The following is a 14,151-nucleotide window of genomic DNA, read 5'->3' on the forward strand; positions in this document are numbered from 1 at the left end:
CGAGGTGTCCCGGGCTACTGCGCCGTACCGTCCCGCTCCTCGTAGGCGTCCAGGATCGAGATCTCCAGCTTGCGCAGCAGCCGCGCGAGCTGCCGGCGCTCGGAGGGGGAGAGGCCCGCGAGCATCCGGCTCTCGTTGTCCAGATGCTCGGTGAACGCGGTGTCCACCGTGGCGAGGCCCTTCTCGGTCAGGCGGGAGTACACGACCCGGCGGTCCTCCGTGTCCCGCTCACGGACGATCAGGCCGTCCTTCTCCAGGCGGTCGATCCGCAGGGTCACCCCCGCCGACGACACCAGCCCCGAGTCGGCGAGCTGCCCGGCCGTCAGCCGGTAGGGCTCGCCGGACCTGCGCAGGGCGGTCAGGACGTCGAAGCCGGCCACCGACAGGCCGTGCCGTTCGATGGATTCGGTGAGCCCGGTGCTGTAGCGGAGGAACGAACGGTGGAGGCGGGCGAGGACCTCCAGCGGGCTCGTGTCCAACCCGGGCCGCTCCCGCGCCCAGTCCGCGATCACCTTCGCCACGGCGTCCTGGCCCCCAGGCCTTGATGCTGCCATCTCATCCCCTTGTGCGGCTCAGGCCGGCGCCCCCGGCCGTCCGTGACTTATCACGGCACTGAGAATCTTACCGCTGAGGAGATGGAGTGCCCCGGGACGGTCAGGCGTTGAGCTCCTCCAGCGTCCTGCCCTTCGTCTCGACGGCGAACCACGCGATCACCGCACCCACCGCGCCCATCACCGCGAGTTGCGCGAAGACCATGGCCAGGCCGCCGCCCGCCCCGATGACCGCGCCCACGGCCACCGGGCCGAGGATGACACCGAGCCGGTTCCACAGACCGCCGAACGCCGCGCCCTTGGCCCGGTTGAACGTGGGGTACAGCTCGGGGGAGTAGAGGTACAGGCTGGCGTTGACCGCGTAGAGGAAGAACGTCGTACAGGAGGCGAACAGGGCGACCTGGCCGCCCGAGGTCGCGCCCGCCAGCGCGAGTACGCCGAGTGAGAGCACGGTGCCGACGAAGGCCCCGATCAGGGCGGGCCTGCGGCCGATGCGGTCGATCAGCATGGCCACGACGAAGGTGCCGAGCAGCCCGGTGACATTGCTGATCAGGGTGTAGACGAGCGCCGTGGTCAGATCAAGGCCGAACTCCCTGGTGTAGAGGGAGGGCAGCCAGGTGGAGATGCCGTGGTTCACGTAGTACGCCACGAACCACAGCCCCGACAGGACGGCCGTACGCCGCAGGTAGCGCCCCCGGAACAGGTCGGCCAAGGTGCCGCCCGGCTCGTTCGGCGGGTCCACGGACGGGACAGGTGCGGGGAGCTCCTCGGCGCTCGCGCGTGCGACCTCCGCCTCGATCCGGGCGATGGCGGCCTCGGCCTCCGCCGTACGGCCACGTGACAGCAGCCAGCGCGGGGACTCCTGGACGTGGTGCGGCAGCATCGCGGCGATGACCACCGGCAGCGCGCCCACCAGGAACATCGCGCGCCAGCCGAAGGTGGGGACCACCCAGACGGCGAGCAGGGTGGCGGCCGCGAGCCCGGCCGGGAAGATCATCTCGTACAGCAGGACGAAGCGGCCGCGCTTGTCGGACCGGGCGATCTCGTTGATGTACGTGGCCGCGACCGGCACGACACCGCCGATCCCGAGCCCCTGGAGGAACCGGAAGAGCGAGAAGACCTCGATGGTGCCGGCGAAGGCCACCGCGAGGCTGGCGAGCCCCGTGACACCGACCCCCAGGGCGACCGTGCGCACCCGCCCGATGCGGTCACCCAGCCAGCCCGCGGCCAGGGCGCCGAGCAGCATGCCGATCGAGGCCGAGGTGACGGCGAAGGTGGCCTGCCCGGTGGACAGGTCCCATTCCTTCGTCAGTACGGGCAGTGCGGACGCGGCCAGCAACTGGTCGAACGCCTCGAAGAAGGTGACGGTACCGATGAGGAACCTGACCTTCACGTGCCAGCGCGAGTGCGGCAGTCGTTCGAGTCTCGCGGCGATCGAGCCGAGAGCGGGGTTGCCGGCCACAGTCGTCATGGAGGGGTCCTTCCGCGGGCAGATGAGTTGCGGAGACAGTAGGGGGCTATACCTAAGTGGTCAATGGTTAAGGACTTAGGAAACTTCCTTCCCGCGGCTCGGCCACCATCATCAATGCCACAGATGTGGTGCTCAAGGCCTCCTGGGCAACGATTTCACCTCGGGGTCTTGTGCTGAGAAACTTAAGCACTTAGATTTCTAGCACTTCGGCAGTCCGGTTGCGGTAGCCCAACGGCCCTGTCCGCACCCGGAGTCCGTCCCTTTCCCGCCTCGTCCGGAGGTCCACCCGTGCCGCAGTTCTCCACCGACATCCTGATCGCGGGCCAGTGGCGGCGCGGTGCGGGTGAGCCCGTCGACACGATCGATCCCGCGACGGGCCACGTCCTGGCCACCGTCCACTCCGCCTCGGCCCAGGAGGTGGCAGAGGCGGCCGGAGCCGCGGCCCGCGCCGTGGCCGACCCCGCCTGGCGTGACCTGTACGCCCACGACCGCGCCCGGCTGCTGCACCGGATCGGTGAACTCACCGAGCAGGCCGCCGACGAGCTCTCGGCCGTGCAGACCGCCGACACCGGCAAGACGCTCACCGAGACCAGGGCGCTCGCACTCAGCGCGGCGGGCACGTTCCGCTACATGGCGGCCGCCCTGGAGACGGCCGAGGACACGGTGACCCCGTCCCGCGGTCCGTACGTCACGGTGAGCACGCACGAGCCGATCGGTGTCGTGGGTGCGATCAACCCCTGGAACTCCCCGATAGCCAGCGACGCGCAGAAGATCGCCCCCGCACTCGCCGCGGGCAATGCGGTGATCCTCAAGCCCGCGGCCTGGACACCTCTGGTCTCCCTGGCGCTCGGGCGGCTGATCTTCCGGGCGCTGGAGGAGTTCCGGCTGCCGGCCGCACTGTTCTCCGTACTGCCCGGCAGCGGCCGGGTGGTCGGTGACGCCCTCGTGCGCCACCCGCTCGTCGGCCGCATCGGATTCACCGGGGGCACGGAGACCGGACGGTCCATCGCCGAGACCGCCGCCCGGAAGCTGATCCCCGCATCGCTGGAGCTGGGCGGCAAGTCGCCGACGATCGTGCGCGCCGACGCCGATGTCGAACAGGCCCTGGCCGGTGTGCTGTTCGGGGTCTTCTCGTCCAGCGGCCAGTCCTGCGTCGCCGGTTCACGGCTCTTCGTGGCTCGCGAGATCCATGACTCCTTCGTCGGCGAACTCGTCGAGCGCGTACGCAAGCTGCGGGTCGGCCCCGGCACCGACCCGTCCACCCAGGTCGGCCCCCTGGTCCACCACCGCCACCGCGACTCCGTCGCCGCCTATGTCGACCTCGCCAGGTCCGAGGGCGCCCGTGTGCTGTGCGGCGGATCGGCGCCCGGGGGAGAGCCGTACGAGGACGGGGCGTACTACCTGCCCACGGTGCTCGACGGTCTGGCGAACACCTCGCGCACCTGCCAGGAGGAGATCTTCGGCCCGGTCCTGGTCGCCCTGCCCTACGACGACGAGGACGACCTGGTCCGCCAGGCCAACGACTCCGTCTACGGCCTGGCCTGCGGGATCTGGACCCGCGATCTGCGTGCCGCGGGAGCGCTGGCACGCCGGATCGAGGCGGGAACCGTCTGGATCAACACCTACAAGCAGTTCAGCGCCTCCACCCCCTTCAGCGGGTGGAAGGACAGCGGTCTCGGCACGGAGAAGGGCCGCGACGCGATCCGCGCCTACCAGCGCCAGAAGTCCCTGTACTGGGGCGTCTCGGACCACCCGCTCCCGTGGGCCGACTGACCCGGCACGCCTGCCCGTCCTGGAGGAACCCCATGCACCGAACACCGCCCGGTCCGATCGCCCGCCTGCGCTCGCTGCGCTACGTCGAGCTGCACACCCCGGCCTTCACCGAGGCCGCCGACTTCTACGAGGACGTCTGGGGCCTCGAAACCGTCGAGTCCGACACCGGCGCCCGCTGGCTGCGCGGTACGAGCGACGAGCACCACGTCCTGCACCTGAGCGAGCGGGACCGGGTCGGCCTCGGCAGGCTCGCCTTCGCCGTCGCCACACCCGCCGAGGTCGACGAGGCGGCACGGCGCCTCGAAGCGCGCTCCCTCGTGCCCGTCACCGGACCCGGCCCGCTCGACCAGGCCGGCGGCGGCTACGGGCTGCGGTTCACCGACCCCGAGGGCCGGCTCATCGAGATCAGCTCCCAGGTCGAGGCCGTCGCCCCACGCGGCAGGGACGGCGCCGTACCCGTCGGAGTGACGCACGCCGTGCTCAACACCATCGACATCGACGCCGCGGTCACCTTCTACCGCGAGGTGCTGGGGCTGCGCGTCTCGGACTGGTCCGAGCACCGGATGGCGTTCCTGCGCTGCAACAGCGACCACCACTGCATCGCCTTCAACCAGGCGGAGTGGACCTCGCTGAACCATGTGGCGTACGAGATGACCTCGGTCGACCACTTCATGCGAGGCCTGGGACGGCTGCGCCACCACGGCATCACCCCCGAGTGGGGCCCCGGCCGGCACGGCCCGGGGAACAACACCTTCTCCTACTTCACCGACCCCTCGGGCCTGGTCTGCGAATACACCTCCGAGGTCGCCCAGATCGTCGAGGACGCCTGGATCGCCCGGGTGTGGCGGCGCGTTCCCGAGCTCTCCGACCTGTGGGGGACCGCCGGCCCGCCGTCCGAGGAGATCCGCCGAAGCATGGCGGGCTCCCCCGACCCCGGCCCGCTCGTTCCCGTGGACGCCCGTCCCGCAGTTGTCCAGGAGGTCACCGCATGAGCAGCACCGTCCGCAAGGTCGCAGTCGTCGGCTGGGGCGCCATCGGCCGGGTCGTCGGCACCGCGCTCGCCGAAGGGCGGGTGACCGGCGCCGAACTGGTCTGCGTCGTCGACAACCGCGCGCTGGGCGAGGCGGCCCCCGTGCGGCAGGCCACCTTCGACGAGGCCATCGAGAGCTGCGACCTCGTCGTCGAGGCCGCGGGACAGGGCGTCGTACGCGAGTGGGGTGAGCGGGTCCTGGAGGCCGGCACCGATCTGCTGATCGCCTCCACCGGCGCGCTGACCGACGACGAGCTCACCAAGCGGCTGCTGGCTGCAGGCCCCGGCCGGGTGTACTTCACCGGCGGCGCCGTCGGCGGGCTCGACCTGCTCCAGGCGGTCCGCGCACTCGGCCCGCTCGACACGGTCAGCCTCACCACCACCAAGCTGCCCGCCACCCTCGAACAGCCCTGGATGGACGAGGAGTTGCTGAGGCGCATGCGGACGGCGACCGGACCGGTCGAGGTCATGTCCGGTACCGCCCGGGACATCCCGGTCAAATTCCCCAAGTCGACGAACGTGGCCGCATCGGTCGCGCTGGCCGTCGGCGACCTGGACGCTGTGCGGGTCCAGGTCGTCGCCGACCCCGCGGCGCACCACACCCGCCATGTGATCGAGGCGTCCGGCGGACACGGCACCTACCGCTTCGATGTCGCGCACCTGCCCGACCCCGCAAACCCCGCCACCAGCCAGGTGGTGCCGTACGCCGTGCTGCGCAGCCTCGCCGCCCTCGCCGGCCGGACCGGACAGATCCTGTGAGCGCCGCCGACGTCCACGTCGAGGAGGCGGGCGACCACGGACCGCTGCTGCTCTGCCTGCACGGCATCGGCTCCTCATCGGCCGCCTTCGCCCCGCAGCTCGCCGAACTCTCCGCGTACGTACGGGTCGTGGCCTGGGACGCCCCCGGGTACGCGAAGTCGCCCGACCCCGCCGGGCCGATGGGCCTCGACGACTACGTGGACGTGGCGGCCGCCCTCATCCGGGAGCGCGCCACCACCGCGCACGTACTCGGCGTCTCCTGGGGCGGGGTGATCGCGCTGCGTCTGGCGACCCGGCACCCGGAGCTCGTCGCCTCGCTGATCATCGCCGACTCCAGCCCCGGTTCGGGCACGGACGAGGCCAGGGCGGCCGGCATGCGCGCCAGGGCCGCCGACCTCGCCGAGCTCGGCCCCCTCGCCTTCGCCGAGGCCCGCGGCCCGCGGCTCGTGTCGTCCGGCGCTCCGGACGAACTGGTGCGCCGCGTCGTCGACACCATGGCCGCCTCGGTGCGGCTGCCGGGCTACGCGTACGCCGCCGATTCCATGGCCACCGCCGACCTGCGCACCGAACTCCCCTCGGTCGCCGCCCCCACCCTCGTGCTCTGCGGCGAACAGGACCGGGTCACCGGCGTCGAGGCGAGCCAGGCCATCGCCGGGGCCATCCACAGGTCCGCCTACGTGATCGTCAAGGACGCCGGTCACCTGGCCAACCAGGAGCAGCCCGGGCGCTTCGACGCCTGGGTGCTCTCCCACCTCCGCATCACCGCCTCCATCCCCGAACAGGAGCCCCTCCCATGCCACTGACCACCGACGCGTACGACAACGGCGACGACCTCTCCACGTACACCGACTCACTCATCGCCACCAAGGCCTCCCGGGTCGCCGACTTCGACACCCTCTCCTTCCAGGAGAAGGCCGGCCCGCAGTTCCGCCGCGGTCAGATCCGCTACGTCGGCTCCGGCGCCACCGGCAACCACGAGAGCGACAGCCGGATCCTGCCCTCCGGAGGCTTCACCTTCTCCAACATGCTGCTGCCGCCCGGTGCCGAAGGCCCCGCGCACACCCACCACGACGTAGAGGAGGCCTTCTACGTCCTGGAGGGTGAGGTCAAGGTCGGCATCCACCGGGGCGCCGACGAGGCCGAGTACCGCACCCTGGGCTACCGCGACATGATCGTCGTCCCCGCGGGTGTCACCCGGTCGCTCAAGAACGAGGGCGACACCGACGCCCTGTTCTGTGTCGTCATCGGCACGCAGAAGCCGCAGGTGCCGACCTACCCCGAGTACTCGCCGATGCACGGCGTGACCCGTGGCTGACCAGCCCCCGGCAGAGCGGCGCACCGTCGTCGTCACCGGAGCGGGCCGTGGCCTGGGACTGGCCATGGCCCGCCGGGCGGGCACCGACGGCTTCCGGGTCGTCCTCGCCGAACTGGAACGCGAACGCGGTGAGCATGCCGCCGCCGCACTGCGCGCGGAGGGGCTCGACGCCCACTTCGTACGCTGCGACGTCGCCGACCCCGCATCGGTGGAGGCACTCGCCGGCGCGGTGCGCGAGCTCGGCCCGCTGTACGGCCTGGTCAACAACGCGGCACTCGCCAACGGCGTGGGCGGAAGCGAGTTCCAGGACATCGGCGTCGAGGCGTGGGACCGGCTGATGACGGTCAACGCCCGCAGCCCCTGGCTGGTGTCCAAGGCCCTGTACCCGCTCTTCACCGAGCAGGGCCGGATCGTCAACCTCGCATCGGACGCCGCCCTGTACGGCTCCCCGCGCCTCGCCCACTACATCGCCTCCAAGGGCGCCGTCATCGCCCTGACCCGCGCCATGGCACGCGAGCTCGGCGAGAAGGGGATCACCGTCAACGCGGTGGCCCCCGGCCTCACCGAGTGCGAGGCGACCGGGACCGTGCCCGCCGAGCGCCACGACCTCTACCGCATGAACCGGGCCATCTCCCGGCCGCAGCAGCCCGACGACCTCACCGGGATCGTCTCCTTCCTGCTCGGCGAGGAATCCCGCTATCTGACCGGACAGGTGATCGCCGTCAACGGCGGCTTCACCATGAACTGAACCGCAGGAGAGACGAGTTATGGATCTGGGTCTGGCCGACCGCACCATCGTGGTCACCGGCGGCAGCTCGGGCGTCGGCCTGGCCACGGTCCGCGCCCTGCTCGACGAGGGCGCCCGTGTCGCCACCTGCGGCCGCGACGCCGGCCGGCTGGCCGACGCGGTCGCAGGCCTCGGCGCCGGGAGGGACCGACTGCTGACCGGCGTGTGCGACGTACGGGACGCCGAAGCGGTCGACGGCTTCGTCCGCAGGACCGCCGACGAGCTCGGCGGGATCGACGGTCTCGTCAACAACGCGGGGCAGTCCCGGATGAAGGGGCTCGACGACTCCACCGCCGACGACTGGCGCGACGAGCTGGAGCTGAAGTTCGCCGGGGTGCTCAACCCCCTCCAGGCGGCGCGCCCCCATCTGATCGCGTCGTCGGCGGCGAGCGTCGTCAACATCAACGCGGTCCTGGCCAAGCAGCCGGAACCCCGGCTGATCACGACCAGCGCCGCACGCGCCGGCATCCTCAACCTCTCCAAGTCCCTGTCCGCCGAACTCGCCGCCGACGGCATCCGGGTCAACTCCGTCTGCCTCGGACTCGTCGACACCGGCCAGTGGACCCGCCGCCACGCGGCGGCCGACTCCGGCCTGACGTACGAGCAGTGGCAGAGGGCACTGGCCGCCGACCGGGGCATCGCACTGGGCCGGCTCGGCCGGGCGGAGGAGGTCGCGTACGCGGTCGTCACCCTGCTCTCGCCCCGCGCCTCCTACATCACCGGTACCAGCATCGACGTCTGCGGCGGCGTCGGCCGCTCCATCCTCTGAGGAGTCACCATGCGTCACGACAACGGAGGCGACCTTCTCGTCACCGTCCTGCGCGAACTCGGCATCGACACCGTCTTCGGCATCGTCAGCGTCCACAACCTGCCGCTCGTCGAGGCCGTCGACCGTGAGCTGCGGTTCGTCCCCGTGCGCCACGAGGCGTCCGCCGTCAACGCCGCCGACGCCTACGGCCGCGCCCGGGGCACCCTGGGCTGCGCCCTGACCTCGACCGGCACCGGCGCGGGCAACGCCGCCGGATCGCTGATCGAGGCGCTCAGCGCCGGCAGTTCCGTGCTGCACATCACCGGGCAGGTGGAGAGCGAGTTCCTGGGCAGCGGACGGGGGTTCATCCATGAGACCAAGGACCAGCTCGGCATGCTCCTGGCCGTGTCCGCGTACGCCGCGAGCGTGCCGGACGCCGGGCAGGCGGGCCGGATCCTGCGCGAGGCGGCCCGCGCGGCCCTGGCCGCGCCCGGGGGTCCTTCGAGCGTCGAGTGGCCGATCGACCTCCAGTACGCCGCGCAGACCGACGAACCCGCCGAACACGCCGAGGCAGCCCCGGCGGCCCCGACGGAAGGTGAACTCGCCGCAGCGGGAGCCCTCCTGGCCTCCGCCCGCCGCCCGCTGCTCTGGGCCGGCGGCGGCGCGAACACCGCCCGGGGCGAACTGGCCCGGCTCCTCGAGGCGACCGGCGCCGGACTGATCACCTCCAACTCCGGCCGTGGCAGCGTGTCCGAGGACCACGAGCAGGTCATCGGGAACTTCGCCACCACACCGGCGGTACGCGCCCTGCTCACCGACGCGGACCTCCTGCTGACCGTCGGCACCCACTTCCGGTCGAACGAGACCGCGGACTACACCCTGGGGCTCCCGGGGGCCCACATCCAGATCGACATCGAGGCCGCCGCCCTCGGCAGGGTGTACCCGGCCGCCCACGCGCTGCACGGCGACGCCGCCGCCACCCTCACGGCCCTGCTCCCGCACGCGGTGTCCGCCGAGCCCGGCTGGACGGACCGCGTCGGCGCCGTACGCACCGAAGTGCGCGCGAACCTCCACGACGCCATCGGGCCGCAGGCCGCGATCTGCGACGCGATCCGGGCCGCCCTGCCCCGCGAGGCCGTCGTCGCACGCGATGTCACCATCCCCTCCAGCAGCTGGGGCAACCGGCTCCTGGAGATGTACGACCCGAAGGACAACGTCTTCCCGCGCGGCGGAGGCATCGGGCAGGGCCTCGGCATGGGCATCGGCGCGGCGCTCGCCCGGCCCGAAGCGCCCACCGTCGTGATCGTCGGCGACGGCGGCCTCGCCGTCCACCTCGGCGAACTCCTCACCCTCGCCCAGGAGCGCCCCCGCCTGACCCTGATCGTCTTCAACGACGGCGGCTACGGCGTCCTGCGCAACATGCAGGACCACCACGGCGAGCGCCGCTCCGGGGTCGACCTGACCACCCCCGACTTCGGCCTGCTCGCAGCCGCCTGCGGACTGCCGTACGCCCGCGTCTCGGCGGAGGAACACGCGGGGCCGGTGCTCGCCGAGGCCGTCGCGTCCGACGGGCCCACGCTCGTCGAGGTCGATCTGGAGGCGCTCGGCCCGATGAAGAACCCGTTCACCCCGCCCGTGAGGATCCCGGGCCAGTAGCCCGGCCGCCCGGACTGCCGGTAAGGAGGCACCAGACCATGACCGAGGAATCGCTGCGGCTGACCGTCCGCCGTATGACCTGGGAGGCCGAGGGCGTCCTGTCCGTCGAGCTGACCCACCCCGACGGCAAACCGCTGCCCGCCTGGACACCCGGCGCGCACCTCGATGTCCACGTCGGCGGCCAGGTCCGCCAGTACAGCCTGTGCGGCGACCCGCACACCCCGGACGTCTACCGCATCGGCGTACTCGACGAGCCCGCCTCACGCGGCGGTTCACGCTTCGTGCACACCCGGCTGCGACCGGGCCAGCAGATCACGGTGTCCGAGCCGCGCAACCACTTCGCGCTGGAGGACGTCGAGTCGTACGTGTTCGTCGCCGGTGGCATCGGCATCACACCGCTGCTGGCCATGGCCCGCGAGGCGGCCCGCCGTGGAGCCGGATGGCGGATGGTCTACGGCGGCAGGAGCCGGGCCTCCATGGCCTTCACCGGCGAACTCGACGCGCTCGGCGGTGAGGTCACGCTCGTCCCTCAGGACGAACACGGCCACATCGACCTGGATCCCGTGCTCGCCGGGCTGCCCGAGGGAGCCCTGGTGTACTGCTGCGGCCCCGAGCCGCTGCTCGCCGCCGTCGAACAGCGCTGCCCCGGCGACCGGCTGCGCCTGGAGCGGTTCGCCGCGCCCGCGGCGGAAAACGCCGACGACGACGAGGCGTTCGAGGTCGAGTGCCGCACCTCGGGACTGACGCTCTCCGTCGGCGCCGGAACCTCCGTCCTGGAGGCCGCCGAGGGCGCCGGGCTCACCGTGGACAACTCGTGCCGCGACGGGATCTGCGGCTCCTGCGAGACCCGGGTGCTCGAAGGCACCCCCGACCACCGCGACTTCCTGCTCAGCGATGCCGAGAGGGCCTCGGGCGCCACGATGATGATCTGTGTCTCGCGGTGCGCCTCCGGCCGGCTCGTCCTGGACCTGTGACCCGTTCCTCTCTCTTCTCATTCCCTCCCTTTCTCTTTTCCCCTCTTCCCCTCGCATTTTCAGGAGACACCATGACCGACACCTGGCCGTACCTGGACGTCCACCAGTCCCGTACGCACGAGCCCACCCCCTACGAGTACAAACTCGCCGCCACCCTCGAAGAGGTCTTCACCCGCGAGGGCCACGAGCTCGCCGACGTCGTGCGCGGGCTCAACGCCCGCCAGGTCCACGCCGCCGACGGCGCACCGTGGACCGAGGAATCCTTCCGCGCCGAGATGAACCGACTGGGAGCCTGACCCATGACCCTGACGTCCTCCGCCACCGCGGACCACATCTACGCCACCGGTCTGCGCAACCAGTGGCACCCGGTCGTCCCCTCGCACCTGGTCGCCCCTGGCGCCATGCGCAAGGTGACAGCGCTCGGCGAGCAGTGGCTCCTGTTCCGGCGCTCCGACGGCGCCCTGTCCATGCTCGCCGACCGCTGCCCCCACCGCGGTGCCCCGCTGTCCCTCGGCAAGCACCTCGGTGACCGGGTCGCCTGCTGGTACCACGGGGTCGAGGTCGAGTCCGACGGCACGGTCTCCTCCGTCCCCGGGCTGCCGGGCTGCAGCCTGGAGGGCAAACAGCTGGTGACCTCCCTGCCGGTACGCGAGGTCGCGGGCGCGATCCTCGCCTACTTCGGTGACGAGGAGCATCCCGAGCCCGCCGAGCTCACCCTGCCGGAGCCGCTGACCGAGCCAGGCGTGGACGCCTTCCTCTGCTACGCGGAATGGAACGCGCCCTGGCGTTACGCGGTGGAGAACCTGCTCGACCCCATGCACGGCGCGTTCCTGCACCACGACTCGCACACCATGTTCGACGGCGACACGACAGCGAAGTTCCGCATCCGGGAGACCGCCCGCGGCTACTTCTTCGAGAAGACCGACCAGCGCGGCGTCAACTTCGACTGGGTGGAGCTGTGCCGCACCGGGGTGGACTGGGTCGACCTCTCGATCCCGTACCCGCCGTCGGCCGGCCCCGGCGGCCCCTTCGGCATCGTCGGCATGGTCTGCCCGGTCGACGAGCGGCGCAGCGGCGTCTTCTTCTGGCGCTACCGCCGGGTCGAGGACTGGCAGCGCGCGTCCTGGCGCTTCCTCTACCGGACGCTGATCGAGCAGCGCCACTGGGACGTCCTGGAACAGGACCGCGTCATGCTGGAGGCCATGCCGGGCGACGCCGACCAGCGGGAGAACCTCTACCAGCACGACCTCGGCGTGGTGCGGCTGCGCCGGCTCTACCGCGCGGCGGCCGAGGCCCAGTCGGCGGCGGGCGCCTGAGCGGCCCACCACCGGGGGCGCTCACCAGGGGAGCGGTCCCGGGGCGTCGAAGGCCGGACGGCCCGGCCGGAGATCACGGCGCCGGCAGTGGGCCGTTGACCGCCCGGTCCCGTTCGAGATGGCTGTGGACACGCCGCAGAAGGGCGGCGAACAGCTCGCGCTCCTCGTGGGTCAGAGGGGTGAGGAGGTCCGCCTCGGTGGCGGACACCTCCGTGTTGAGCCGCGCCAGCGCGTACCGGCCCGCCGGCGTCAGGGTGACCTCGATGCGCCGGCGGTCCGAGGTGTCGCGGGCGCACACGACGTAGCCGGCCGTGTCCAGGTCGGTGACGGTCCTGGTCAGATCGCTCTGGTTCATGTCGAGACGCGAGGCCAGATCGCCCTTGGACAGCCGGCCGGCCTCGTCCAGCATGGCCAGGATGGTCAGGTGCCACAGCCGCAGCCCGTGAGCCGTCAGGGTGTCGGTGAGCCTGCGCCGTGCGGCCTTGCCCGTCGCGTACATGAGATAGGCGTTGAGGCCCAGCACGCTCGACGGCGGCATGCCCGCGGCGCGGGAGGCGGGTTCCGCACCCGGAGAGCTCGGCTGCTGCATGGTTCTTCCTAACGTGGCGACGGCCGGGAGGAACCGGGAGGTCAGGGCCGGCCGGTGAGGTAGCCGCCCATCGAGGTGAAGTACTCGGTGGCGGGCAGCTCCTGGCCGTCCTCCGTGCGTACCCGGGTGATGGCCAGGCCGTGGTTGCGGCCGGTCCTGGCGTCCGCACCGGCGACGATCACCACGCCTTCGCCCTCACGGTAGAAGATCCTTCCCGGGGTGCCGCCGTAACGGCCCTGCGAGACGACCGCCGTCACGATCTCCAGACGCCTGCCCTTGTGATAGGTGAACGCGCTGGGATACGGGGCGGACTGCGCGCGCACGAGACGCCCCAGGTCCTCGGCCGGCCAGTTCCAGTCGACGCGGATGTCCTCGTCGGCCCGCTTGTGGAAGAAGGTGGCCTGCGAGCGGTCCTGCCGGGTGAAGTCCGTGCGCCCGGAGGCGATGAGGTCGAGCGCGTCCGTGGTCACCGGGGCGATGAGGTCGACGGTCTTGTGGAACAGGTCCGTGGCCGTGTCGGTGGGGCCGACCTCCACGGCGCGCTGCACCACGATGTCGCCCGCGTCGAGTTCGGCGTCCATCATGTGCGCGGTGACGCCCACCTCACGCTCGCCGTTGATCAGCGCCCAGATCAGCGGCGAGAAGCCGGCGTACTTCGGGAGCAGCGAATCGTGCACGTTCAGCGTGCCGTGCGGCGGGAGCCCGTAGATGTGCGGGGGGATCCACGTACGCCAGTTGTTGGCCACGATGATGTCCGGTTCCGCCTCCTTGAGACGGGCGAACAGCTCCTCGTCGTCGGGCCGGTTGCGGATCAGGACGGGCACGCCGTTCTCCTCGGCGAGGTCGGCGACCGAGTCGCTCCAGATCTTCTCGTACGCGTGTTCGCTCCTGGGGTGTGTCACGACCGCCACCACCTCGTGGTCGGAGTCCAGAAGAGCACGCAGGGTCCGGTGCCCCCACGTCTGATAGCCGAACATGACGACCCGCACGAGTTCCTCCTCGGAACGACAACAAGATGCTTAGTTAAGCAAGCCTAACCTAAGTGTGCAATGCCTGTCATCGCAAGGCGAGTTGATGCCGTCCGACCCCCTGCCTGTCCGATTTGCCCTGTCGACAGCGCGCGAAGATGAGGTTAGCTTTACCTAAGTTCCGCCTCGGCTGCCGCTCAGCCGGTGTGTTCTG

15 protein-coding genes are annotated in these 14,151 nt (G+C 71.3%); 11 read left to right on the forward strand and 4 right to left on the reverse strand.

Annotation, left to right across the window (positions count from 1 at the left end):
• Nucleotides 1-14: 14 nt before the first annotated feature.
• Both AB0C75_RS21680 and AB0C75_RS21685 read right to left on the reverse strand, forming a co-directional pair.
• Nucleotides 15-554, reverse strand: a complete 540-nt coding sequence (locus AB0C75_RS21680; RefSeq protein ID WP_362893202.1) for a MarR family transcriptional regulator — start codon at nt 552-554, stop codon at nt 15-17.
• A 100-nt stretch (nt 555-654) separates the two neighbouring features.
• The gene (locus tag AB0C75_RS21685; protein ID WP_362893204.1) at nt 655-2,022 is read right to left on the reverse strand and encodes an MFS transporter; all 1,368 of its coding nucleotides are present in this window, start codon (nt 2,020-2,022) and stop codon (nt 655-657) included.
• A 288-nt stretch (nt 2,023-2,310) separates the two neighbouring features.
• Here AB0C75_RS21685 and AB0C75_RS21690 point away from each other — a divergent pair, with 288 nt between their 5' ends.
• From AB0C75_RS21690 to AB0C75_RS21740, 11 genes are all read left to right on the forward strand, one after another.
• Nucleotides 2,311-3,795: an aldehyde dehydrogenase gene (locus AB0C75_RS21690; protein ID WP_362893206.1), complete on the forward strand. Its 1,485-nt coding sequence runs from the start codon at nt 2,311-2,313 to the stop codon at nt 3,793-3,795.
• Nucleotides 3,796-3,827: 32 nt separating this feature from the next.
• Nucleotides 3,828-4,787, forward strand: a complete 960-nt coding sequence (locus tag AB0C75_RS21695; RefSeq protein ID WP_362893208.1) for a VOC family protein — start codon at nt 3,828-3,830, stop codon at nt 4,785-4,787.
• Complete coding sequence (locus tag AB0C75_RS21700) at nt 4,784-5,584, forward strand: aspartate dehydrogenase domain-containing protein (RefSeq protein WP_362893210.1); 801 nt, start codon at nt 4,784-4,786, stop codon at nt 5,582-5,584. Before AB0C75_RS21695 ends, AB0C75_RS21700 begins: the two co-directional genes overlap by 4 nt.
• Nucleotides 5,581-6,387, forward strand: coding sequence for an alpha/beta fold hydrolase (locus AB0C75_RS21705; protein WP_362893212.1), 807 nt, complete (start codon nt 5,581-5,583; stop codon nt 6,385-6,387). Before AB0C75_RS21700 ends, AB0C75_RS21705 begins: the two co-directional genes overlap by 4 nt.
• Nucleotides 6,378-6,899, forward strand: coding sequence for a cupin domain-containing protein (locus tag AB0C75_RS21710; protein WP_362893214.1), 522 nt, complete (start codon nt 6,378-6,380; stop codon nt 6,897-6,899). Before AB0C75_RS21705 ends, AB0C75_RS21710 begins: the two co-directional genes overlap by 10 nt.
• The gene (locus AB0C75_RS21715; protein WP_362893215.1) at nt 6,892-7,647 is read left to right on the forward strand and encodes an SDR family oxidoreductase; all 756 of its coding nucleotides are present in this window, start codon (nt 6,892-6,894) and stop codon (nt 7,645-7,647) included. Before AB0C75_RS21710 ends, AB0C75_RS21715 begins: the two co-directional genes overlap by 8 nt.
• A gap of 19 nt (nt 7,648-7,666) precedes the next feature.
• On the forward strand, nt 7,667-8,455 hold the full coding sequence (locus tag AB0C75_RS21720) for an SDR family oxidoreductase (RefSeq protein ID WP_362893217.1): 789 nt from the start codon (nt 7,667-7,669) through the stop codon (nt 8,453-8,455).
• 9 nt (nt 8,456-8,464) lie between these two features.
• On the forward strand, nt 8,465-10,090 hold the full coding sequence (locus AB0C75_RS21725; RefSeq protein WP_362893219.1) for a thiamine pyrophosphate-binding protein: 1,626 nt from the start codon (nt 8,465-8,467) through the stop codon (nt 10,088-10,090).
• 38 nt (nt 10,091-10,128) lie between these two features.
• Nucleotides 10,129-11,064 (forward strand): PDR/VanB family oxidoreductase, encoded by a 936-nt coding sequence (locus tag AB0C75_RS21730; protein WP_362893221.1) that lies wholly within the window; start codon nt 10,129-10,131, stop codon nt 11,062-11,064.
• A gap of 71 nt (nt 11,065-11,135) precedes the next feature.
• The gene (locus tag AB0C75_RS21735; protein ID WP_362893223.1) at nt 11,136-11,360 is read left to right on the forward strand and encodes a recombinase-like helix-turn-helix domain-containing protein; all 225 of its coding nucleotides are present in this window, start codon (nt 11,136-11,138) and stop codon (nt 11,358-11,360) included.
• Nucleotides 11,361-11,363: 3 nt separating this feature from the next.
• On the forward strand, nt 11,364-12,380 hold the full coding sequence (locus tag AB0C75_RS21740; RefSeq protein WP_362893225.1) for an aromatic ring-hydroxylating dioxygenase subunit alpha: 1,017 nt from the start codon (nt 11,364-11,366) through the stop codon (nt 12,378-12,380).
• Between the two features lie 73 nt (nt 12,381-12,453).
• On the opposite strand, the gene AB0C75_RS21745 is transcribed toward AB0C75_RS21740, so the two are convergent.
• On the reverse strand, nt 12,454-12,969 hold the full coding sequence (locus AB0C75_RS21745; protein WP_362893227.1) for a MarR family transcriptional regulator: 516 nt from the start codon (nt 12,967-12,969) through the stop codon (nt 12,454-12,456).
• Nucleotides 12,970-13,010: 41 nt separating this feature from the next.
• On the reverse strand, nt 13,011-13,958 hold the full coding sequence (locus AB0C75_RS21750) for a methionyl-tRNA formyltransferase (protein ID WP_362893229.1): 948 nt from the start codon (nt 13,956-13,958) through the stop codon (nt 13,011-13,013).
• Between the last annotated feature and the right edge of the window lie 193 nt (nt 13,959-14,151).

The sequence above is a fragment of the Streptomyces sp. NPDC048565 genome (assembly GCF_040650935.1).
In the GTDB taxonomy this organism is placed as follows: domain Bacteria; phylum Actinomycetota; class Actinomycetes; order Streptomycetales; family Streptomycetaceae; genus Streptomyces.